This window comes from Paraburkholderia heleia NBRC 101817 (assembly GCF_000739775.1).
Classification (GTDB): Bacteria; Pseudomonadota; Gammaproteobacteria; order Burkholderiales; family Burkholderiaceae; genus Paraburkholderia; species Paraburkholderia heleia.
Genome location: NZ_BBJH01000006.1, coordinates 322,242 through 342,928, shown reverse-complemented (window position 1 = coordinate 342,928; position 20,687 = coordinate 322,242). Strand labels below are relative to the sequence as shown.

The 20,687-nt window shown below is 65.0% G+C and carries 20 protein-coding genes; 9 read left to right on the top strand and 11 right to left on the bottom strand.

All coding sequences use genetic code 11. The annotated features are described in order from the left end of the window. Position 1: 1 nt before the first annotated feature. The 7 genes from catC to BHE01S_RS07100 all read right to left on the bottom strand — a co-directional run bounded on the left by catC (position 2) and on the right by BHE01S_RS07100 (position 6,516). Positions 2-286: a muconolactone Delta-isomerase gene (catC, locus tag BHE01S_RS07130; protein WP_042262002.1), complete on the bottom strand. Its 285-nt coding sequence runs from the start codon at positions 284-286 to the stop codon at positions 2-4. Between the two features lie 51 nt (positions 287-337). Further along, positions 338-1,669 (bottom strand): short-chain fatty acid transporter, encoded by a 1,332-nt coding sequence (locus BHE01S_RS07125; RefSeq protein WP_042262001.1) that lies wholly within the window; start codon positions 1,667-1,669, stop codon positions 338-340. Between the two features lie 70 nt (positions 1,670-1,739). Further along, positions 1,740-2,744 carry a 3-hydroxyacyl-CoA dehydrogenase gene (locus BHE01S_RS07120; protein ID WP_084068628.1) on the bottom strand — a complete coding sequence of 335 codons (1,005 nt, stop codon included), beginning with the start codon at positions 2,742-2,744 and terminating at the stop codon, positions 1,740-1,742. Beyond that, entirely contained in the window at positions 2,741-3,442 is a 702-nt protein-coding gene (locus tag BHE01S_RS07115; RefSeq protein ID WP_042262000.1) for an SDR family oxidoreductase, read from the bottom strand. Before BHE01S_RS07115 ends, BHE01S_RS07120 begins: the two co-directional genes overlap by 4 nt. A gap of 43 nt (positions 3,443-3,485) precedes the next feature. Beyond that, positions 3,486-4,538 carry a cyclase family protein gene (locus BHE01S_RS07110; RefSeq protein WP_042261998.1) on the bottom strand — a complete coding sequence of 351 codons (1,053 nt, stop codon included), beginning with the start codon at positions 4,536-4,538 and terminating at the stop codon, positions 3,486-3,488. Between the two features lie 73 nt (positions 4,539-4,611). Continuing rightward, complete coding sequence (locus BHE01S_RS07105) at positions 4,612-5,355, bottom strand: IclR family transcriptional regulator (RefSeq protein WP_042261996.1); 744 nt, start codon at positions 5,353-5,355, stop codon at positions 4,612-4,614. A gap of 195 nt (positions 5,356-5,550) precedes the next feature. Continuing rightward, positions 5,551-6,516: a LysR family transcriptional regulator gene (locus BHE01S_RS07100; protein ID WP_042261993.1), complete on the bottom strand. Its 966-nt coding sequence runs from the start codon at positions 6,514-6,516 to the stop codon at positions 5,551-5,553. 140 nt (positions 6,517-6,656) lie between these two features. On the opposite strand from BHE01S_RS07100, the gene BHE01S_RS07095 reads away from it, so the two are divergent. Further along, positions 6,657-8,942 carry an NADP-dependent malic enzyme gene (locus BHE01S_RS07095; RefSeq protein ID WP_042261991.1) on the top strand — a complete coding sequence of 762 codons (2,286 nt, stop codon included), beginning with the start codon at positions 6,657-6,659 and terminating at the stop codon, positions 8,940-8,942. A gap of 85 nt (positions 8,943-9,027) precedes the next feature. Here BHE01S_RS07095 and BHE01S_RS07090 read toward each other — a convergent pair whose 3' ends face one another. Further along, positions 9,028-9,297 carry a hypothetical protein gene (locus BHE01S_RS07090; RefSeq protein WP_042261990.1) on the bottom strand — a complete coding sequence of 90 codons (270 nt, stop codon included), beginning with the start codon at positions 9,295-9,297 and terminating at the stop codon, positions 9,028-9,030. Positions 9,298-9,671: 374 nt separating this feature from the next. Here BHE01S_RS07090 and BHE01S_RS07085 point away from each other — a divergent pair, with 374 nt between their 5' ends. Then, positions 9,672-10,025, top strand: coding sequence for a hypothetical protein (locus BHE01S_RS07085; protein ID WP_042261987.1), 354 nt, complete (start codon positions 9,672-9,674; stop codon positions 10,023-10,025). Between the two features lie 19 nt (positions 10,026-10,044). On the opposite strand, the gene BHE01S_RS07080 is transcribed toward BHE01S_RS07085, so the two are convergent. Both BHE01S_RS07080 and BHE01S_RS07075 read right to left on the bottom strand, forming a co-directional pair. Further along, positions 10,045-10,593: a GNAT family N-acetyltransferase gene (locus BHE01S_RS07080; RefSeq protein WP_042261985.1), complete on the bottom strand. Its 549-nt coding sequence runs from the start codon at positions 10,591-10,593 to the stop codon at positions 10,045-10,047. A 53-nt stretch (positions 10,594-10,646) separates the two neighbouring features. Further along, positions 10,647-11,237, bottom strand: coding sequence for a helix-turn-helix domain-containing protein (locus BHE01S_RS07075; protein ID WP_042261984.1), 591 nt, complete (start codon positions 11,235-11,237; stop codon positions 10,647-10,649). A gap of 174 nt (positions 11,238-11,411) precedes the next feature. On the opposite strand from BHE01S_RS07075, the gene BHE01S_RS07070 reads away from it, so the two are divergent. The 7 genes from BHE01S_RS07070 to BHE01S_RS07040 all read left to right on the top strand — a co-directional run bounded on the left by BHE01S_RS07070 (position 11,412) and on the right by BHE01S_RS07040 (position 19,604). Further along, positions 11,412-12,191 (top strand): DeoR/GlpR family DNA-binding transcription regulator, encoded by a 780-nt coding sequence (locus tag BHE01S_RS07070; RefSeq protein WP_042261982.1) that lies wholly within the window; start codon positions 11,412-11,414, stop codon positions 12,189-12,191. A 306-nt stretch (positions 12,192-12,497) separates the two neighbouring features. Beyond that, a complete protein-coding gene (gene glpD, locus BHE01S_RS07065; RefSeq protein ID WP_042261980.1) occupies positions 12,498-14,066 on the top strand; it encodes a glycerol-3-phosphate dehydrogenase in 1,569 nt (522 codons plus the stop codon). Positions 14,067-14,160: 94 nt separating this feature from the next. Continuing rightward, positions 14,161-15,663 (top strand): glycerol kinase GlpK, encoded by a 1,503-nt coding sequence (glpK, locus tag BHE01S_RS07060; protein ID WP_042261979.1) that lies wholly within the window; start codon positions 14,161-14,163, stop codon positions 15,661-15,663. 114 nt (positions 15,664-15,777) lie between these two features. Next, entirely contained in the window at positions 15,778-16,494 is a 717-nt protein-coding gene (locus BHE01S_RS07055; RefSeq protein WP_042261976.1) for an MIP/aquaporin family protein, read from the top strand. A 290-nt stretch (positions 16,495-16,784) separates the two neighbouring features. Next, the gene (locus tag BHE01S_RS07050) at positions 16,785-17,537 is read left to right on the top strand and encodes an SDR family NAD(P)-dependent oxidoreductase (protein ID WP_042261974.1); all 753 of its coding nucleotides are present in this window, start codon (positions 16,785-16,787) and stop codon (positions 17,535-17,537) included. 52 nt (positions 17,538-17,589) lie between these two features. Then, the gene (gene rhmD / locus BHE01S_RS07045) at positions 17,590-18,768 is read left to right on the top strand and encodes an L-rhamnonate dehydratase (protein ID WP_042261972.1); all 1,179 of its coding nucleotides are present in this window, start codon (positions 17,590-17,592) and stop codon (positions 18,766-18,768) included. 53 nt (positions 18,769-18,821) lie between these two features. Beyond that, positions 18,822-19,604: an SDR family NAD(P)-dependent oxidoreductase gene (locus BHE01S_RS07040; RefSeq protein WP_042261970.1), complete on the top strand. Its 783-nt coding sequence runs from the start codon at positions 18,822-18,824 to the stop codon at positions 19,602-19,604. Positions 19,605-19,620: 16 nt separating this feature from the next. Here BHE01S_RS07040 and BHE01S_RS07035 read toward each other — a convergent pair whose 3' ends face one another. Beyond that, the gene (locus BHE01S_RS07035; RefSeq protein WP_042262163.1) at positions 19,621-20,613 is read right to left on the bottom strand and encodes a LysR family transcriptional regulator; all 993 of its coding nucleotides are present in this window, start codon (positions 20,611-20,613) and stop codon (positions 19,621-19,623) included. Positions 20,614-20,687 lie beyond the last annotated feature (74 nt).

Here is a 20,687-nt window from a genome sequence, read left to right as displayed (position 1 = left end):
CTCAGTTGGGCGCGATGGCCGACGGATGCTGGGCGAGCGGCGTCACGCCGATCTTCAGGAACGGGAAAAGCGGCAGCGCGGCAAGCAGCGTATGGAGTTCGTCGTTCGATTCGACATCGAACACGCTGTAATTCGCGTATTCGCCGGCCACGCGCCACAGGTGGCGCCACTTGCCTTCGCGTTGCAGCTTCTGCGAAAACGCCTTTTCTTCGGCCTTCAGGGCGTCGGCGTAGGCGGCGTCGGTGCCGTGCGGAATCTGCACCTGCATGTGCACGAGAAACAGCATCAATCGTCTCCGGTGAGGTTGGGGTTCAGAAAGAGGGCGTAAAAGCGCCAATCAGCCCCAGGCGAGAATCGCAATCGAATAAACGATGCCGATCCAGAACATCATGATGACCGTGTAGCCCATGATGTCCTTGAGCTTGAGCTTCGAAAGCGCGAGCGCGGGCAAAATCCAGAACGGCTGCACGAGGTCGTTCCATGCGTTGCCGAGCATCACGGCCGTGGAAGTATGGCCCACGGAGGCGCCGATGGTCTTCGCCGCTTCGATCATGAACGGTCCCTGAATGACCCAGTGGCCGCCGCCCGAAGGCGCGAAGAAGTTGATGACGAACGAACTGATCAAGCCCCAGAACGGCAGCGTGCCCGGCGTCGCGACCTTCACGAATGCTTCGGAAAACGTATTGACGAGACCCGAAGACGCCATGATCGCCATGATGCCCGCGTAGAACGGGTACTGCAGAATGATGCCGCTGATCGTGCGAATGCCTTCGTTGAGTTTCTCCACATAGCGGATCGGCGTGCCGAGCAGCAGGATGCCGAGGAACAGAATGAAGAAGTTGATGAGGTTCAGGTCGATCGAGCCGCCCTGCACGAAGTGCAGCGCGACATAGCCCATGCCGATCAGGCCGATCGCGTAGCTCAGAAGACGGCTGTTGTTCAGGCGGTTGGCGAGCGTGTTGCCTTCGTCGAGATCCACGCCGAGCGCGGCGGCTTTCTGCAGTTTGTCTTCCTGGACGCGGTCGATTTCCTTGATCGGCTGACCGGGCTTGGGGTGCAGCCATGCGTTCAGGAGCGGCAGCGTGATGATGGTCACGAGGCTCGTGATGAGCATGGTGGGCGAGAAAATCGTTTCGGAGAGCGGAATGACGCCCATCTGCGCTTCGAGCGGATGCCCCTTCGTGGAGATCAGCACGGGAATGCTGGCCGAAAGCCCGAGGCCGTAGAGCGTAAAACCGCTATACGCCGAAGCGATGATGAGCGGGTAGTGTACGCCTTTCACACGCAGCGCGAGCTTGCGCGCGACGATGCCGCCCACCACGAGGCCGAAGCCCCAGTTCAGATAGCTGCCGATGCCGCCCACCAGTGTCGCGACGACGATCGCCATGCGCGGATCGCTCACGCGCGCCACCACGCGGTTCAGAAGGCGGTCGGTGAGCGGGGCGGTCGCGAGCACGTAGCCCATCGCGAGAATCACCGCCATTTGCGTGGTGAACGCGAGCAGCGCCCAGAAGCCCTTGCCCCAGCTCGTGGTGAGGGCCGTGACGGCTTGCCCTTGCACGATCACGGCGAGGGCCATCGTCAGCAAGGTGAGGCCGATCGCGAACACGAACGGATCGGGCAAATACCGGCGCATCAGCTCGGTAAAGAAAGCGGTGACTTTGTGCATGGAAGTGTCTCTGATCGAATCGTAATAGTTGTAGGGTCTCTTCGGCTCTCGGCGCGCGCGTTCGACGCGCCTATGAGTCGTCGGGGCTATCGTGGCTGTCGTGGCTTGAGGTCTTGCGATGGCGGGCGAGATGCATGAGCTGACGGTCGCGCCAGCCAACACGCTCGTCCCATTGATCGAGCGGCAGCGCCGCGCGTCGTGCCGCCTCGACCTGGGCGACGAGTTCAGGCGTCCACGGGTCGTGCTGGCCGCGTTCGGCGCCCATGCGTGCATACGCAGGGCCCATCTTCTGCGCATGCGAGGCGATGCCGCCGCGCGTATTCAGATCGACGGTCTCGAACGGGCCGATCACCGACCAGCGCGGGCCGAGGCCTTCGCGCATCACGGTGTCGATGTCTTCCACCGACGCCACGCCGTCGCGCACGAGGCAATACGCTTCGCGCAGCACGGCGCCTTGCAGGCGGTTGAAGATGAAGCCTTCCACTTCACGCTTCACGCGCACGGGCTTCATGCCTGCTTCGGTGTAGAGCGCGATCGCGCGCGCGGCTGCCGCTTCGGACGTGAACGGTGCGGGCACGACCTCGATCACGGGCACGAGGTAGGGCGGGTTGCCGGGATGAGCGACGAGGCAGCGCGCGCGACCGGCAAGCGTATCGTCGACGAATTTCGAAGCCGCGAGAAACGACGAAGCGCTCGCGAGTATCGCTTCGGGCGGCGCGACGCGGTCGAGTTGCGCGAAGATCTCGCGCTTGAGTTCGGCGCGTTCGGGTGCGCATTCCTGCACGAGATCGGCTCGCGCCGCAGCGGCTTCGAGCGTATCGACGATCGCGACGCGCGCGGCGATTGCCTGCGCGCTTTCGTCGAGCAGGGCGTATTGCGTGAGGTCGCCGAGGCGCTGCGCAAGCTCTTCAGGCACGGCGGTGCGGCGTGCGGCGTCGGGATCGTAGAGGCGCACGCGCCAGCCGGCCCGCGCAAAGCAGATCGCGAACGCCACGCCGATGCTGCCCGCGCCGACGATGCCGGCGCGTCGCGCTTCGCATGCTTGCGCGGGCGTTTCGAGGGCCGCCATCGTCATACCCCCGCGACGCCGACGGTCATGCCGCCGCACACGTAGAGCACCTGGCCGGTCACGAAGCCGCTGCGCGCGTCGAGCAGATACGAGGCCGCGTGCGCAACATCGTCGGGCGTGCCTACGCGTTTCACGGGCACGGCGTTGATGATGGCCTCGGTGCGCGGCGCGCCGGGCGGATTGGCGCGGTCGAACAGTTCGGTGCGGATCGGACCCGGGCCAATGGCGTTCGCGGTCACGCCGAATGCGCCGAGTTCGAGCGCCCACACGCGCGTCATGCCGATCAACGCGGCCTTGGTCGCCGAATAGGCCGTGCGCAGCTCTTTACCAAGCGCGGCGCGCGACGACATGTTGACGATGCGCCCGAAGCCCGCGGCCTTCATGCCGGGCAACAGCGCCTGCATGCACTGCTGCGCGCAGCGAACGTTGAGGGCCCATGCGCGTTCGAGTTCTTCGAGCGACTGGTGCTCGGCGTCGTTGGGCACGACCACGCCGACGTTGTTGACGAGGCGCGTGATCGGGCCGCCTTCGAGCGCGCGGGCGAGCGCGGCTGCCGTCGCCTCGGTGTCGGAGAGATCGGCGATGATGCCGCTGCCCACGCGGTCGATCACGACGGCCTCGTAGCCGTCGGCCTCGCAGCGCGCGGCGCACGCGGCGCCGATGCCGGCGGCGCCGCCGGTGATCAGGACTCGTTCTTTAGCCATGTTTTTCGGGAATGCGAATGAAAAAGGACAGCGAATCGGTTCGTCAAACCGTGGCGACGGGCGTGACGGGCGAACCCATGGCGCCCGGCAGCCGCAGCGGCGGTGCGGTGAGCATGAAGCGCGAGCGCTGGTGCTCGCGCAGCCACAGCGCGAGGTCCCGCAAATACCAAAGCTCGCCCAGCGGCAGGCCGAGCTTGAAGAGGCAGTGGTGATGCAGCGGCATGAGCGGGTGGTCGCCGGGCGTCGCGGGCGGGCGGGCGGGATAACGTTCGACGGCGTAGTTGTCGGCGGCGAGCGCCGCGATGCCCGAGTCGGTTATCCATTGCAGCAGGCGCTCGTCGCGGCCGTCGAGTGCGCTGCAGTGGCTCGACAACACGGCTTCGTCGGGCTGGCGGTTCATGTCGAGCACCATCTCCGCAAAGCCGGTGCGCAGCACGAGCATGTCGCCGCGCTCGACTTCCACGCCGTCGGACTCGATCACGCGCATCAGGTCGTCGTAGCCCACCGTGCGAAACTCGCGGCCAAAATGCGCGGCGAAATCGATCAGCACGCCGCGGCCTTGCATGCCCTTGACGGCAAGGTGCTCGATGCCGAGCACCTCGGCATGGCTATGCTCGCCGCCGCACGCGTGAGGCGCGAAGTTGTCTTCCGCCCGATATTCCATCGGGCCGACCACGTCCACGTTCGCGCGATAGCCGTTGTAGTAGACGCTCTCGGCCACGCCGTCGCCGTTGGCGTCGAAGCGCGCGCCCACGTGCGCGAGCGAATCCCACTGCGTGGAGTATTGAAGCGAGAGCAGCACCTGATCGTCGCTCACCACGTCGGTTGCGCCCGCAACGTTGCGCGCGAACGGGAAGTTCACATAGGGCAGGCCGTCGCGGAAGGTGGGGCGCAGCACCGGCGGGTGGCGGCGCACGTTGAGCTTGCTGTCGCCGGGAAAGTCGAGCGGCAGCGAAAGGGTGAACGTGAGGCCCGCGCGAATTTCCTGCGCGCCTTTGCGTACCTGCTCCGCGCCGATGAGATTGGGGCGGCCCAATTGATCGTCGGGACCGAAGTCGCCCCAGTTCGAGCCTTCCGGCCGGTTCTTCCAACGCATGCTTGACCCTCCGCTTCAGGAATTCCGCGCCTCACGCACCGCTACCTCGAGCGCCCAAGGCGCTTGACGTGCCTCACGCGGCGAGCAGCGCTGGCGGGATTTGCGCGTACACCTCGAGCAGTGCCTTCACGGCGTTCTGCTCGTTCTTGAGAAGACGCGCCTTGGGCGCGCCGATGACGAGCGCAAACGCCTCGCCATGAATCAGGAAACCGCGCGCGAGGCCGGCTACGTCCTCCACGCTCTCGCCCGTCGAGCGATGCCAGCCGTGGGTCACGCCCTGCTCGATGTCGCGCTCGAACGCGCCGCGCTCGATCACCGCGCCATTGGCCGAGAGCAACTGCGGCTTGCAACTGTCGAGCAGTTTGCGTCGCGCGGCCGGGGCGAGCGCGCCGAGCAGCGCCTTGCCCGCGGCGCTCGCAATGGTCATGAAGCCGCCCGGCTCGTCGCTGTAGCGGATCTTCTGGCGCGATTCCATCACGTCGAGATAGACCACGCGGTTGCCCGCAAGCGTGGCGAGCGCGGCGGTTTCGCCGGTCGCGTCGCGCAACGCGGAAAGCAGCGGCTGGAACATCAGCGTGAGCGGGTCCTCGCTGCAGATGTCGCGCGCCACGTGCAACAGACGCTGCGTGGGGTAGTAGCCCGCTTTCACGCCCGGCGCATACAGATAGCCTTTTGCCACCATCGTCTGCAACAACGCGTGGCAGCTCGACAGCGGAATCTCGGTTCGACGCGCAATCTCGCTGTAGATCATCGGCTGCCGGACTTCGGCAAAGAGGTTGATCACGTCGAAGACGCGCACTGCAGTTTTCACATCCATGAGAGTATTATCGGCATACCGATAGTCAGCTGACAATAAGGTTACGGGTAAACACCTAACGACTCGTTGCTCGAACACGCAGCGGAAAACGGCACCGTGCTGGCGCAGGAATGCGAATATCGGCGGCGGGATCTCGCCGCCGCAACGGGGAAGTTCAGTGATGGAAGCGCTCGAAAGCGGGCGGCAGGAAGCGGCTTAACCCCGCGCTTTCTCGGCCTCTTGATACAGCTCGCGCAGCGACTGCCCGAAGGTGGCGTCGACATCGCGCAGCACGCCGGCGCGCGTGAACATCGCAACCGGCGGCAGTGTCCAGTCGAGCGTATATGGCACGATCGCCACGCCCGCGAAATGCACGAGTTCCTCGGCAATATCGGCGGGCACGATCGACACGGCCTTCTCGTTCGTGCTGATCATCTCGCCGATGAGCCGCGACGTGTAGCTCTCCACGATAGGCACGGGCGGCGCCACGCCCGCGTGCAGGAAGAGGTCGGAAATCTGCTCGCGGATGGGCGTGTGCGGCGCACCGAGGATCCAGTCCAGTTCGACCAGTTTTTCCCAGTCGAGCTTGCCGCGCGCGAGGCGCGCCGCCAGGCGCCGGCTGGCGATGAGCCGCGGCTTTTGCTGATGCAGCACCTCGAAGCGCAACTGCGAGACGTCGACGGCCGAAGACGCGCGCCCGATCACGATATCGAGCGTGTGGTCGCGAAGCTGCGGCAGGAGCGCGTCACTCGTGCCTTCGTGAATCGTCATGGTGACGCGTTGCGGCAGCCGCGACTGCGTGAGGCGAATGGCGGCGGCGAGCGTGCGCCCCGAGATGAACGGAATCACGCCTACGTGCACCCGCGTGGCGTGGCCGGCCACCACGGCTTCGATGTCGCGCGCGAGGTGGTCGAGGTCGTGCAGCATGGCCTGGGCGCGCGCGAGCACCACGTTGCCGAGCGCCGTGGGCGTCATGCCGCGCGGCGTACGGTCGAACAGCGGCGCGCCGAACATGCTCTCCATTTCAGCCAGCGCGTTGGTGACGGCGGGCTGGCTCGTCGCCATGTGTTCCGCCACGCGCGTGAGCGAGCCGTGCTGGCGGATCTGCAGGAGCAGCACCAGATGGCGCATTTTCAGGCGCGTATTCAACCGCCTCGTCACGTCGTCAATGCTGAAAGACACGATTCCCCAAGGTATTACCAAAAAATGATGGCCCCATACTAAATCAAAATGAGCAGGTTATGAGGGCTCTCTAGAATCGCCTCATTCGAACCCGACCGCCGCGCCTTCCGTGCGTGCGGCACACTATCAGAGTGAGGAACATGAACAAGACCGATCGTCAGGCCGCCCTCGAATATCACGAATTCCCCACTCCGGGCAAGATTTCGGTGACGGCCAGCAAGCCGCTCGTCACCCAGCGCGACCTCGCGCTCGCCTATACGCCGGGCGTGGCCGTGGCCTGCGAGGAGATCGTCGACAATCCGCAGAACTCGTTTCGCTACACGGCGCGCGGCAACCTGGTGGGCGTGATCACGAACGGTTCGGCCGTGCTGGGTCTCGGCAACATCGGCGCGCTGGCCTCCAAGCCGGTCATGGAAGGCAAGGCGGTGCTCTTCAAGAAGTTCGCCGGCATCGACGTGTTCGACATCGAAATCACCGAAAGCGACCCGGACAAGCTCGTGGACATCATCGCGAGCCTCGAAGCCACGTTCGGCGGCATCAATCTGGAAGACATCAAGGCCCCCGACTGCTTCACGGTCGAACGCAAGCTGCGCGAGCGCATGAAGATTCCGGTCTTCCACGACGATCAGCACGGCACCGCCATCACCGTTTCGGCCGCGTTCATGAACGGCCTGAAAGTGATCGGCAAGGACATCACGAAGGTCAAGGTCGTGACCTCGGGCGCGGGCGCGGCGGCGCTGGCCTGTCTGGATCTCATGGTGGATCTGGGCCTGCCGCTGAAGAACATCTGGGTGACCGACATCGACGGCGTGGTCTACCAGGGCCGCACGACGCTCATGGACCCGGACAAGGAACGCTTCGCGCAGGACACCTCGGCCCGCTCGCTTTCCGAGGTGATCGAAGGCGCGGACGTGTTTCTGGGCCTTTCGGCGGGCGGCGTGCTCAAGCCCGAGATGGTCAGGAAGATGGCGGACAAGCCGCTGATTCTCGCGCTCGCCAACCCCACGCCGGAAATCTTCCCCGAGGTCGCGCTCGAGGCGCGCCCGGACGCGGTGATCGCCACGGGCCGTTCGGACTTCCCGAACCAGGTCAACAACGTGCTGTGCTTCCCGTACATCTTCCGCGGCGCACTCGATGTGGGCGCAACGACCATCACCCGCAACATGGAAATCGCGGCCGTGCACGCGATCGCCAGGCTCGCGGAAGAAGAACTGAACGATTCGGTGGCGGCCGCATACGGCGCCTATGATCTGCGCTTTGGCCCGAAGTACCTGATTCCGAAACCGTTCGACTCGCGGCTGATCGTGCGTATCGCGCCGGCCGTTGCGAAGGCGGCGATGGAAGACGGCGTGGCCACGCGCCCCATCGACGACTTTGGCGCCTACACGAACGAGCTTCAGCAGTTCGTGTATCACTCGGGCGCGTTCATGAAGCCGATTTTCTCGGCCGCGAAGCAGTTCGTGCGTGACGGCGGCAAGTCGCGCATCGTGTTCGCCGAAGGCGAGGAAGAGCGCGTGCTGCGTGCGGTGCAGGTGATCGTCGACGAGAAGCTCGCACGTCCGATCCTGATCGGCCGTCCGGAAGTGCTGCTCGCCCGTATCGAGAAGTTCGGTCTGCGCCTGAAGCTCGGCGAAGACGTGGAAGTCACGAACCCCGAATACGACGAGCGCTTCCACCAGTACTGGACGACTTACTGGGAACTGCGTTGCCGCGACGGCATTTCGAAGGAAATGGCGCGCGTGGAAATGCGCCGCCGCCTCACGCTGATCGGCGCGATGATGGTGCGCGTGGGCGACGCGGACGGCATGGTGTGCGGCACCGTGGGCGCGTATCACGACCACCTGCGCTTCGTCGACGAGGTGATCGGCAAGCAGCGCAACGCGAATACGTATGCGGCGATGAACATCCTGCTGCTCGACAAGCGCACGGTCGCGATCGTCGACACGCACGTGAACGACAACCCGGACGCCGGGCAGATCGCCGAATTCACGCTGGCCGCGGCACGTCAGATGGAATGGCTGAATCTGCAGCCGAAGGTCGCGCTGCTCTCGCGTTCGAACTTCGGCTCGGGCAGCTCGGCTTCGGGCACGAAGATGCGTGAAGTGCTCAAGCTCGTGACGGAAAAGCATCCCGATCTGGAAATCGATGGGGAAATGCACGGCGACTGCGCGCTGGACGAAGCCCTGCGCCTGCGTATCCTGCCGCATTCGAAGCTCAAGGGCGCGGCGAACCTGCTCGTGTGCCCGAACGTGGACTCGGGCAACATCGCCTACAACCTGCTCAAGACGGGTGCGGGCAGCAACGTGGCGGTCGGCCCGTTCCTGCTGGGCGTGAATGCGCCGGTGAACGTGCTGACCTCGAGCTCGACGGTGCGACGCATCATCAACATGGCCGCGCTGACCGTGTTGCAGGCGAACCGCGACTGAGTGCAGGGACAGGACGCACGCTGTGCGTCCCGATGAGAAACGCGCGACGGCTTCTGGCTGTCGCGCGTTTTTTTGCGTTGACGGGTCAGGGCGCCGCTGCGGCGAGCTGTGCGTCGATCAGGCGGCGGGCCTCGCTGTAGCCGCCCATCAAGGCGTCGATATCGGAGTTGAAGGGCAGCCCGGCGGCGCTGTCGATTTTCCGGGGCGAGGGCGAGGCGGGCTCGTCGATCGCCGTGATGCTCACCACCGCTGTGTAGCGAGGCCGTCCGGTTTCCAGGCGCTCGAGCGGGACCGTGCCATTTGTTTCGACGCCCACGCGGATTGTGTAGCCGCGGTATTCATAAGTGCGATTCATGACTGCATTGCCGTACGGATTACTGCGTGCAAGGGTACGGCGGCGAGCTTAAGCCAACCTTACGTAAGCACTGAACGAACCGGAAGAGACCTTCTCACGCCGTGCATGAATCGAGGCAGGACGAAAGGTGATGAAAGGCGCTGGCAAGGCTCGTGCATACAGAATTGTCGTCCGACGCTAAAAGCGTGATTGCAGACGCCTTTCCTTAAGGTTCTCTTCAGCCTGGAACAGGCACGATCTCATCACCCTGTCCAGCGTCGCGCGGTGCCCTGCGCCTGACATTCGCCTGACATTCGCCTGAAACCCCCGTGGCGTAGAGCGGAATCCGTCATACCGGATATCGTTGTCCGCGCAACTTTCTGGAGTGCAGCCCCATGAAGCCGCCGACCGATCGCCTGCACGCCTACCTCTTCGCTGCCTCGCTTTCGGCGATCCTCATTCAGGCCGCCGTGTTCATTTCCATTCTTCTGCTGCACGTGCCGGAACGCGCCTTCGAGTCGCCGCCGTTTCGCGTGGCCGTGGTCGCGGCAATCGTCTGCGTGCTCCTCGTCGTGCGCAGGCAGGCGCGGCGCGCCACGCGCGAGGCCGAGTCCCGCAGCCGCAGTCAGGCGAAGCTGCGTGCCACGCGCGCGGCGTGTGCCTCGAAGCGCGCGGCCCGCGCGCCGCTGCGGGCGCGCCATATCCGCAACGCCATGACGGCGGCTGCCGCCCGTTCGAGCACGCGTTGAGGCGCCGGGCGCGCGAGCGTCAGCCGTCCACGGGCGGGGCGGGCATCTCCAGATTGAGCTGGTAAAACGCGGCGTCGAGCCAGCGTCCGAACTTGAATCCCACTTCCTTGATCGTTCCCGAGTGCGTGAAGCCCAGCTTGGCGTGCAGCGCGATGCTGCCGGCATTGGTCGCGTCGATGCAGCCCACGAGCACGTGAATCTGTTGCTCACGGGCGCGGCGGATCAACTCCAGCAGCAGGCGTTCGCCGAGGCCGCGGCCGCGCTGGTCGCGGTGCACGTAGACGCTGTGCTCGACCGTGTACTTGTTGGCGGGAAACGCGCGAAACGTGCCCCAGCTCGCGAAGCCGAGTAGCGTGCCGGCTTCGTCCACGGCGCCCACGACCGGAAAACGGTTCGCGCGCTTGGTGCCGAACCACGTTGCCATTGCCTCGGGCGGACGAGGCTTGTAGTCGTAGAGCGCGGTTGAATTGACGATTGCGTCGTTGAGGATCGCGAGAATCGCCGGCGCGTGGTCCGTTTCGTTGCAATCGATGAAGCGCACGCCATCGCTCTCTGAGTTCGAATTCATGTGGAATCCTCTTTAAATGAAAAGGGTGGCAGATCGAGCCGGATGACGCGGGTTCAGATACCGCTTGCGTCGCAAATGGCGACGACGTAGCGCGCGGCCTGCGAGCCTGGATTGCTGAAGATCAGCGGCTGATCGAGCCGCATGGCGAGGCAGTCGCCTGCATGAAGCGCATGCCGTTCGTTGCCCAGCTCCACGTCGATCCGTCCATCCATGACCCAGACCTGCTGGTGAATCACATTCTCGCGGCTGCCCGTTTCGTAGGCGACGCGCGCGCCAGCGGGGAAATCCACTTCGACCAGCTGGATCGGCGAAGGCCAATTGGGCGGCGAGACGCTCCTGCGCGTATAGCCCGACTGCGGGTCGCGCCACTGGGCCTGCTGCGCGCGGCGCACCAGCGGCATAGCGGGCGCGCTTTTGCTGCTTGCGCCGAAAAGGCTCGCCATCGAGACCGACAGCCCAGCCGCAAGCTTTTCGAGCACCACGGCCGTGGGGCTGGCGGCGCCGCGCTCGATCATCGAGATCATCGAACGGCTCACGCCGCTGCGCGCGGCCAGCGCGTCGAGCGTCAGACCGCGCGTGGCGCGCAGGTCGCGCACGCAGCGGGCAATGCGCTCGTTGATGCCGGCGTCGGTCGGGTTGTCCATTGGATTTTATTCCGGGATAATGGAGTCATTATCCAGTAAAATGGAAATTCTGGTCAATAAAAAAGCGTGCGGCGCCTGCTATCCATTTGCATACGGCATGCATCGGCTTTCTCCTGATTCGGCTGGGCAAGCCCTTACAATAGGCCGGTCCTCACTTGCATGCCAAACGAGCCAATGACACGAGATCCTCGCCTCACCCTGAACGCGCGCCAGCAGGCAATGCTCGAATGGGTGCAACGCGACGGCTTCGTCACGGTCGACGATCTCGCCTCGCATTTCGACGTTACGCCGCAAACCATCCGCCGCGACGTGAACTGGCTCGCCGACATGAATCTGCTGCGCCGCTATCATGGCGGCGCGAGCCTGCCGACGAGTGCGGAGAACGTCTCGTACAGTGCGCGGCAGCACATGTTCCATGAGGAGAAGCGCCGCATCGCGGCCCTTGCGGCCCAGCATATTCCCGATCAGGCCTCGCTCTTCATCAACCTCGGCACCACGACCGAGGAAGTCGCGCGCGCGCTCAATCATCATCAGGGCCTGCGCGTCGTCACGAACAATCTCAACGTGGCGAGCGTGATGAGCGGCTACGCCGACTGTGAAGTGATGATCACGGGCGGCGTCGTGCGGCCCTGGGACAAGGGGATCGTCGGCGAGCACACCATCGACTTCATCCGCCAGTTCAAGGTGGATTACGCGATCATCGGCACCTCGGCTATCGAGACCGACGGCACGCTGCGCGACTTCGACACGCGCGAAGTCCGCGTGGCGCAGGCCATTATCGAGCATGCGCGCACGGTCTATCTCGTGGCCGACCATTCGAAGGTCGGCCGCCCGGCGCTCGTGCGCCAGGGGCATCTGAGCCAGATTCACGCGCTCTTCACCGACGAGCCGCTGCCTGAGGAAATGAACGAGGCGGTGCTCGCGGCGGGCACGCAGGTCCACGTCGCCGCGTAAGCCGCGGGCTTTTCGTACGCGCTTGTTCCGGACCCGTTGGTCGCGCGTTTTTCCCTTTCCGGCCTGAATTCCAGCGCGTTTCGCGTGTGGGCGGGGTGTCGCCCACCGGAAACACGCGGCGACCCCCGCTCACGCCCCTGTTTTCGTTCGCGCCTGACGAACGTTCGGCCTTGTTCGATACGTGTTCGTTTGCGCACCGATTTCGGTAAATCGCCTGAAATTCGAACCTTTACTTTTTCGTTAATGTTCGATAAATTTCGAATTCGAACATTTCGAGGTTCGTTTTTCTTTTAGGGATACAGCAGGGTGACTCAACAGAACCGGTACGATCTGCTCGTCGTGGGCGGCGGGATCAACGGCGCGGGCATCGCGCGCGACGCGGCCGGCCGCGGGTTGTCGGTGCTGCTTTGCGAGCAGGACGATCTCGCCTCGCATACCTCGTCGTCCAGCACCAAGCTGATTCACGGCGGCCTGCGCTATCTCGAGTACAAGGAATTCGGGCTCGTGCGCAAGGCGCTGCAGGAGCGCGAAACGCTGCTGCGCGCCGCGCCCCACATCATGTGGCCGCTGCGTTTCGTCATGCCGCACATGCCGAATCTGCGCCCCGCGTGGCTCATTCGCATGGGCCTGTTTCTCTACGACCATCTCGCGAAGCGCGAATTGCTGCCGGGCTCGCGCGGCATCGACATGCGCCGCCACGCGGCGGGCGAGCCGCTCATCGACTCGATCCAGCGCGGCTTCGTGTATTCGGACGGCTGGGTCGACGACGCGCGCCTCGTCGTGCTCAACGCGCTCGACGCGCAGGAGCGCGGCGCGCAAATCCTCACGCGCACGAAGCTCGTTTCCGCCGTGCGCACGAACGCGGCGACCGGCGCGGACAGCGCGCGCAGCACGGACAGCGAATGGCAGGCGCTTCTGCGCCGCCCGGACGGCAGCACCTTCGACGTGCGCGCCCGCGCCATCGCCAACGCGGCCGGCCCGTGGGTGGGCGAGGTGCTGCACGGTGCGCTCGGGCGCGGCGCGCAGCACAGCGTGCGGCTCGTGAAAGGCAGCCATATCGTCACGAAGCGCCTGTTCGGGCACGACCACGCGTACATCTTCCAGAACCCGGACAAGCGCATCATCTTCGCGATTCCGTACGAGCACGACTTCACGCTCATTGGCACGACCGACGTGGAGTATCACAACGACCCCGCGAAGGTCGCGATCGACGGCGACGAAACGCGCTATCTGTGCGAGTCGATCAACCGTTATTTCAAACGCAAGATTTCGCCGGCCGACGTGCAATGGACCTACTCGGGCGTGCGTCCGCTGCTCGAGGAAGAGGGCGCGGAGAACGCGTCCGCCGTCACGCGCGACTACAAGCTCGAACTCGACGAAACCGCTGGCGCGCCGCTGCTTTCGGTGTTCGGCGGCAAGATCACGACTTTCCGCAAGCTCGCGGAAGAGGCTTCGGACATGCTGTGCCGCGTGCTTGGCCACGCCGCGCCTGCGTGGACGGCGGGCGTGCCGCTGCCTGGCGGCGATATCGCGAACGCGCGTTTCGAGCCTTTTGCACAGGACTTCGCCAGACGCCACGCGTGGCTGCCAGCAGCGCTTGCGCGCCGCTACGCACGCGCGTACGGTACGCGCGCCGGGCATCTCGTGGGCAACGCGCAGTCGCTCGCGGACCTCGGCGCCGAAGTTGTGCCGGGCATATACGAAGCCGAGTTGCGCTACCTGCGCAACGCCGAATGGGCCACGCGCGCCGAAGACGTGTTGTGGCGCCGCTCGAAGCTGGGCCTGCATGTGGCGCCGGGCACGCTCAATGGCGTGGCCGCCGCAATCGATCACTGGTTTGCCGCAGCAAGCGCGACAGCGACCGCGCAGCACTGAAGCTCGCCGGCATCACGCAAGGTAAGTCACGCACCCCCCAACGCGCCGTTCCCGCGGCGCGTCATCACAACTAGTACAGACGGAGATGAGAGACATGCAGGAACAGTACATTCTTGCGCTCGACCAGGGCACCACGAGTTCGCGCGCCATGCTTTTCGACCGCCAGGGCAACATCGTTTCGATCGCCCAGAAGGAGTTCGAACAGATTTATCCGCAGCCGGGCTGGGTCGAGCACGATCCGCAGGAAATCTGGTCGACGCAGGCGGGCGTCGCCGCCGAGGCCGTGACGCGTGCCGGCATGAACGGCACCAATATCGCCGCGATCGGCATTACGAACCAGCGCGAGACGACGATCGTCTGGGACCGCGAGACGGGCCATCCCGTCTATAACGCCATCGTGTGGCAGGACCGCCGCACGGCCGACTTCTGCGACTCGCTCAAGGCACGCGGCCTCGAAGAGACAGTGCGCGCGAAGACGGGTCTGCCGATCGATTCGTACTTCTCGGCAACCAAGATTCGCTGGATTCTCGACAACGTGCCCGGCGCACGCGAAAAAGCGCGGCGAGGCAAGCTCGCGTTCGGCACCGTGGACAGCTGGCTCGTGTGGAACTTCACGAAGCACGAACTGCACGTGACCGACGTGACGAACGCGTCGCGTACCATGCTCTTCAATATTCACACGCGTCAATGGGACGACGAACTGCTCGACGCGCTCGAAATTCCGCGCAGCATGCTGCCGGAAGTCCGTTCGTCATCCGAAGTTTATGGTCCGACGAAGACCACGGTGTTCGCCTCGAAGATTCCGCTTGCCGGCATCGCGGGCGACCAGCAGGCCGCGATGTTCGGCCAGATGTGCACGAGCACGGGCATGGTGAAGAACACCTACGGCACGGGCTGCTTCCTGATGATGAACACGGGCACGAAGCCCATCGAGTCGAAGAACAACCTCGTCACGACGATTGCCTGGCAGATCGGCGACGAGGTCAACTACGCGCTCGAAGGCAGTATCTTCATTGCGGGCGCGGTGGTGCAGTGGCTGCGCGACGGCATGGGCATCATCAAGAGCGCGCCGGAAATCGAAGCGCTCGCCGCGAGCGTGCCGCATACGGACGGCGTGTATCTCGTGCCGGCCTTCGCGGGCCTCGGCGCGCCGCACTGGAACGCGCACGCACGCGGCACGCTGTTCGGGGTGACGCGCGGCACGACCGCGGCGCACCTCGCGCGCGCGGCGCTCGATTCGATCGCGTACCAGTCGCTCGATGTGCTGGCCGCAATGGAAGCGGATTCGGGCATCAGCGTGGGCGAGCTGCGGGTGGACGGCGGCGCGAGCGCGAACAATCTGCTCATGCAGTTCCAGGCAGACCTGCTCGGCGTGGACGCGGTGCGCCCGAAGATCACCGAAACCACGGCGCTCGGCGCGGCCTACCTCGCCGGCCTCGCAACCGGCTACTGGCAGAACGTGGGCGAACTGCAGAGCCAGTGGAAGCTCGACCGCCGTTTCGCGCCGTCCATGCCGGCCGCGCAGGTCGACGCCTGCCGCGCGGGCTGGCAGCGCGCGGTGCGTGCGGCCAAGGCCTGGGCGGACGACTCGCACTGAGCCGCGCAACACGCTTTTCCGCCAAACAAGCATAACTAATTAACATAACCCGCAGCGGGATGGCATGCGCTTCGTGCGCATGCACCGCGCGGGCAGAGAGAGACTACGAAAATCATGTCACCCTATCTTGCGGAGTTCATCGGCACGGCCATTCTCGTGCTGCTAGGCAACGGCGCCGTTGCAAACGTGCTGCTGGCGAAAACGAAGGGCAAGGGCGCCGACCTCATCGTCATCGTGATGGGCTGGGCCATGGCCGTGTTCGTGGCGGTCTACGTGACCGCTTCGTTCAGCGGCGCGCACCTCAACCCGATCGTCACAATCAGCCTCGCGCTCGCGGGCAAGTTCGCGTGGTCGAAGGTCGGCGGTTATATCGCGGCGCAGATGCTCGGCGGCATGGCGGGCGCACTGCTAGTGTGGCTTGCCTATCGACAGCATTTTGCGAACGAAGCCGACCCGGATATCAAGCTCGCAGTGTTCTGCACGGCGCCCGCCATTCGCAGCAAGCGGCACAACGTGTTGACGGAAGCGATCTGCACCTTCGTGCTGATCCTCGGCGTGCTCTACCTGGCCTCGCCGCAGGTGGGACTCGGCGCGCTCGATGCGCTGCCCGTCGGCCTGCTCGTGCTCGGCATCGGCATTTCGCTCGGCGGCCCGACCGGCTATGCGATGAGCCCGGCGCGCGATCTCTCGCCGCGCATCATGCACGCACTGCTGCCGATTCCGGGCAAGCGCGACAGCGACTGGCGCTATGCGTGGATTCCGGTATTCGGACCGCTTGCCGGCGGCGCGGCTGCAGCCGGTCTCTATCATTACCTGCACGCGATGCACTAACCGCGCTCACCCTGTCGCGCCTGCAAAACAGGCGCGTTGCAGTGCACAAAGCCCGCGTACGCCACCACGGCGTTCGCGGGCTTTGGTTCGTCTGCTTACCAACCATGGCGCATCAACCGTACAAAGCCAAAAGCGCGATCCGGTTTCGCTATCGCCTCATGCGGCTTTCGGATTGTTCGGCTATCGCGGCGCACCTATATTGGCTGTCAACGATCGATTCCCATGCTGGGCGCGAGCGGCCTCGGCGACCAACAGCAACGCCTCGTGGCGCAACAAGGAGGGCAGGCGCAATGAATCAACTGGATCTGGGCAACCGCGTGATGGTCGTGACGGGCGGCGCGCGCGGTCTGGGCTATGCCGTGGCGCAACGGGCACTGCGTTCGGGCGCGGCCGTCTCGCTCTGGGACATCGACGCCGAGCGGCTCGAACGCGCACGCGCCGGGTTGTCGGATCTGGGCAGCGTCTCGGTGGTGACGGTCGAATTGACCGACGAAGCCTCGGTCGAGGCAGCCGCCCAGCAAACCGTGAAAGCACACGGCGCGATTCATGCGCTCGTGAACAGCGCGGGAATCACGGGCGGCAATGGCCTCACGTGGGAACTGCCCGTGGACGTGTGGCGCCGCGTGATCGAAGTAAACCTGATCGGCAGCTACCTGACCTGCCGCGCCGTGGTGCCGCGCATGATCGAGCAGGGCTACGGGCGCATCGTCAATATCGCCTCGGTGGCCGGCAAGGAAGGCAATCCGAATGCTTCGCACTACAGTGCATCGAAGGCCGGGCTCATCGGGCTGACCAAGTCGCTCGGCAAGGAGCTTGCCACGAAGGGCGTGCTCGTCAATGCCGTGACGCCGGCGGCGGCCAGGACCGAGATTTTCGATTCGATGTCGCAGCAGCATATCGACTACATGCTCGCGAAGATCCCGATGAACCGCTTCCTCATGCCGGACGAGGCGGCTTCGATGATCGTATGGCTCACGACGGAAGACTGCGCGTTCAGCACCGGTTCGGTGTTCGACCTTTCGGGCGGGCGGGCGACTTACTGAGGCGGGAAGCACGACCCGCGCGCATGAATCCCTTACCCAGGAGCTACGTAACATGGCCATGCCAACCATCAAACACGTGCGCGCCTTCACCGTGCGCGGCGGCGGCGCCGATTATCACGATCAGCCCGACGGCCACTGGATCGACGACCATATTTCCACGCCCATGGCGCGCTATCCCGAGTATCGTCAGAGCCGCCGTTCGTTCGGCATCGACGTGCTCGGCACGCTCGTCGTGGAAGTGGAGGCGAGCGACGGCACCGTGGGCTTTGCCGTGACCACGGGCGGCGAGATCGGTGCATTCATCGTCGAGAAGCATCTCGCGCGCTTTCTCGAAGGGCAGCGCGTGACCGACATCGAGAAGATGTGGGATCAGATGTACTTCGCCACGCTCTACTACGGCCGCAAGGGTGTCGTGCTCAACACCATATCGGGCGTCGATCTCGCGCTGTGGGACCTGCTCGGGCAGATTCGCAAGGAACCCGTGTATCAGCTGCTCGGCGGCCCGGTGCGCGACGAGCTGATGTTCTACGCGACCGGCGCGCGCCCCGATCTCGCGAAGGAAATGGGTTTCATCGGCGGCAAGCTGCCGCTGCTGCATGGTCCGGCCGAAGGCGAGGAGGGCCTCAGAAAGAACATCGAATGGCTCGCCACGATGCGCGAACGCGTAGGCGACGACTTCTGGCTCATGTACGACTGCTGGATGAGCCTCGACGTGCGCTATGCCACGCGCCTCGCCCTGGCCGCGAAAGCGTACGACCTCAAGTGGATCGAGGAATGCCTGCCGCCCGACGACTACTGGGGCTATGCCGAACTGCGCCGCAATGTGCCGCGCGGCATGATGGTGTCCACCGGCGAACACGAGGCGACGCGCTGGGGCTTTCGGATGCTGCTGGAAATGGGCTGCTGCGACCTGATCCAGCCCGACGTGAACTGGTGCGGCGGCATGACCGAACTCATCAAGATCTCGGCGCTCGCCGACGCGCACAACGTGCTGGTCGTGCCGCACGGCTCCTCGGTGTACAGCTACCACTTCGTCGTGACGCGCCATAACTCGCCGTTCGCGGAGTTCCTCATGATGGCGCCGAAGGCCGACAAGGTGGTGCCGATGTTCACCCCGCTGCTGCTCGACGAACCGGTGCCGGTGAAAGGCCGGCTCAAGGTGCCGGACGCGCCGGGCTTCGGCGTGCGGCTCAATCCGGACTGCAAACTTTCGCGGCCTTATACGCACTGAGCGCACCGAATGTGCGCCGAGCGAGGCTCATCACAAGCTGCGAGGAGAAACACGTGCTGCTCAAGGACAAGGTGGTGATCGTCACCGGTGGTTCGCGCGGCATTGGCCGTGCCATTGCGATTGCGAGCGCCCGCGAGGGCGCCGATGTCGCGATCAACTACTGGGGCGACAACGACGCCTCGTACGGCCGCCGCTCGGCGATCGACGAGGTGCTGGGCGAGATCGGGCGGCTGGGGCGCCGCGCGATCGCGCTGGAAGGCAACGTGGCCGCGCCGCAAACGGGCGTGGATCTCGTGCGCCAGACCGTGGAGCGCTTCGGCAAGGTCGATGTGCTCGCAAGCAATGCGGGTATCTGCCCGTTCCATTCGTTTCTCGACATGCCGCCCGCCGTGCTCGAACGCACGATAGGCGTGAACCTGAACGGTGCGTTCTACGTGACCCAGGCTGTCGCGCGGCAAATGAAAGAACAGGGCACGGGCGGCGCGATCGTGGCGACGAGTTCGATCAGCGCGCTGGTGGGCGGCGGCATGCAGACCCACTACACGCCCACCAAGGCCGGCGTGCATTCGCTCATGCAGTCGTGCGCGATCGCGCTTGGGCCCTATGGCATACGCTGCAATTCGGTGATGCCGGGCACTATCGCCACCGACCTGAACGCCGAAGACCTGAGCGACGAGGAGAAGCGCGCCTGCTTCGAAAAGCGCATTCCGCTCGGGCGGCTGGGCGCGCCGGAGGACGTGGCCGAATGCGTGGTGTTTCTCGCCTCGGACCGCGCGCGCTATGTAACGGGTGCCGCGCTGCTCGTGGATGGCGGGCTGTTCGTGAATCTGCAGTGAGCCCTGGGCAAGCGTTTCAATGAGGAGCGAGCACGGCCGCGTGCGCACCATCGTGAGCGATATCGTCCCTCCTGAAGGGCTGCGAAAAGCGCCGCAGCAAGCCGACGAAATGCTCGGCGGGCTCGGCAAGCGGCTCGTTCTTGCGCGTGAGCACGCCGTAGCCCGGCAGGCTCTTGCCGATTTCGAGCGGCAGCACGACGAGCAGCTTGCCGCGCACATGGTCGCGCACGACCGGCTCGGGCAGCATGGCCACGGCGTCGAAGCTTTCGAGCAGTTGCAGCGTGGCGAAGATCGAGGCCGACTCGGTGAGATTGGCGGGCGTGCCGAGACCGGCGCGCGCGAGCTCTCCTTCAAACAACTCGCGCGCGGGGCTCGTAATGGGTTGCGCCACCCACGGCCAGTCCATCAGTTCCGCGAGCGTGACCTGTTCGCGCCGCGCAAGCGGATGGCGCGCGCGCACCACGAGCACGAGCGTTTCCCGCGCGATCGGCTCGAAGCTGAAATCATTGTGCTGCAGCGGCGTGGTGAGGCGCCCGAGCGCGAGATCGACTTCGCGGCGATGCAACAGCTGCACGACCTGGTCGCTTGTTTCGCCGAGGATGCGCACGTGCAGCAGCGGGCGTTCGGTCTTGAGCGTGGCGACGGCTTGCGCGAGCAGGTCGGGCGCGGCGCCCATGATCGCGCCCACGGTGAGCTGGCCGTGACCGCCGCGGCGCTTCACGTCGAGGTCTTCGGCAAAGCGCGTGAGCTCGGCGAGCGCGCGGCGTGCGTAGGCGAGCGTGACGACGCCGAGCGCGGTGGGCTGCATGCCGCGCGCGTTGCGCTCGAAAAGCCGGAAGCCGAACGCTTCCTCGATGTCGCTCAGCATGCGGCTCGCGCTGGGCTGGGCCACATTGATGGTGTCGGCGGCCTGGTGGACGTTGCGGGCGTCGTCGAGTGCGACGAGCAGGGCAAGGTGTTTGAATCTGAGCCGGTTGACGAGTGCGACGACGGAAGTTTGATGGTTCATGGAGCGATCCGGTTTGTGCATCGCCCGATCCCAACATCGGATTGGTTGGCTATCGATGCGGGAATTATAGTCGG

Coding starts and splice junctions, on each gene's coding strand:
- catC (WP_042262002.1), bottom strand. CDS start 286: ATGCTGTTTCTCGTGCACATGCAGGTGCAGATTCCGCACGGCACCGAC.
- BHE01S_RS07125 (WP_042262001.1), bottom strand. CDS start 1,669: ATGCACAAAGTCACCGCTTTCTTTACCGAGCTGATGCGCCGGTATTTG.
- BHE01S_RS07120 (WP_084068628.1), bottom strand. CDS start 2,744: ATGACGATGGCGGCCCTCGAAACGCCCGCGCAAGCATGCGAAGCGCGA.
- BHE01S_RS07115 (WP_042262000.1), bottom strand. CDS start 3,442: ATGGCTAAAGAACGAGTCCTGATCACCGGCGGCGCCGCCGGCATCGGC.
- BHE01S_RS07110 (WP_042261998.1), bottom strand. CDS start 4,538: ATGCGTTGGAAGAACCGGCCGGAAGGCTCGAACTGGGGCGACTTCGGT.
- BHE01S_RS07105 (WP_042261996.1), bottom strand. CDS start 5,355: ATGGATGTGAAAACTGCAGTGCGCGTCTTCGACGTGATCAACCTCTTT.
- BHE01S_RS07095 (WP_042261991.1), top strand. CDS start 6,657: ATGAACAAGACCGATCGTCAGGCCGCCCTCGAATATCACGAATTCCCC.
- BHE01S_RS07090 (WP_042261990.1), bottom strand. CDS start 9,297: ATGAATCGCACTTATGAATACCGCGGCTACACAATCCGCGTGGGCGTC.
- BHE01S_RS07085 (WP_042261987.1), top strand. CDS start 9,672: ATGAAGCCGCCGACCGATCGCCTGCACGCCTACCTCTTCGCTGCCTCG.
- BHE01S_RS07080 (WP_042261985.1), bottom strand. CDS start 10,593: ATGAATTCGAACTCAGAGAGCGATGGCGTGCGCTTCATCGATTGCAAC.
- BHE01S_RS07075 (WP_042261984.1), bottom strand. CDS start 11,237: ATGGACAACCCGACCGACGCCGGCATCAACGAGCGCATTGCCCGCTGC.
- BHE01S_RS07070 (WP_042261982.1), top strand. CDS start 11,412: ATGACACGAGATCCTCGCCTCACCCTGAACGCGCGCCAGCAGGCAATG.
- glpK (WP_042261979.1), top strand. CDS start 14,161: ATGCAGGAACAGTACATTCTTGCGCTCGACCAGGGCACCACGAGTTCG.
- BHE01S_RS07055 (WP_042261976.1), top strand. CDS start 15,778: ATGTCACCCTATCTTGCGGAGTTCATCGGCACGGCCATTCTCGTGCTG.
- BHE01S_RS07050 (WP_042261974.1), top strand. CDS start 16,785: ATGAATCAACTGGATCTGGGCAACCGCGTGATGGTCGTGACGGGCGGC.
- rhmD (WP_042261972.1), top strand. CDS start 17,590: ATGGCCATGCCAACCATCAAACACGTGCGCGCCTTCACCGTGCGCGGC.
- BHE01S_RS07035 (WP_042262163.1), bottom strand. CDS start 20,613: ATGAACCATCAAACTTCCGTCGTCGCACTCGTCAACCGGCTCAGATTC.